This is a genomic window from Vibrio sp. 10N.222.52.C3, assembly GCF_041474195.1.
Taxonomy (GTDB): Bacteria; Pseudomonadota; Gammaproteobacteria; order Enterobacterales; family Vibrionaceae; genus Vibrio; species Vibrio crassostreae_C.
In genome coordinates this window covers 1-341 of sequence record NZ_JBFRTQ010000177.1, presented here as the reverse complement: position 1 = coordinate 341, position 341 = coordinate 1, and the positions used below count along the sequence as shown (strand labels likewise).

The window sequence follows — 341 nt, the reverse complement described above, 5'->3', positions numbered from 1 at the left end:
CCCTTAGGTTTGGCTCCTAAAGGCAAGGTGAAACCACTTTTTATGCTGTTTCACACGGTTCTAATTAGCGAAAAGTTTAGCAAAATAGACGCATATTAACTAGTAAAAATATTACCTTGATTGGTCAGCCTGTTACCACTTATTTAACCACCGGAAGCATTGTACGTATTGCAGGTACTGAGTGCCTATGTGGTAGCGGTTTTCTTGTGCTGCGTCGCAGTAGCGCTTTTCTATATCAATGAAGATGTTGCCGTTTCTGCACAGCGACACGAAGCTGGGGTTGTTGTTCACCACCAATAACTTTTTAAGTTCAGTACGTGTTCATAGACAGAACCTTAAGC

At 41.9% G+C, this 341-nt stretch carries 1 pseudogene; it reads right to left on the bottom strand.

What is annotated here, in order from left to right:
* Positions 1-132: 132 nt before the first annotated feature.
* Positions 133-321 (bottom strand): annotated as a pseudogene (locus AB4517_RS21305) (hypothetical protein); the annotation flags it as partial.
* Between the last annotated feature and the right edge of the window lie 20 nt (positions 322-341).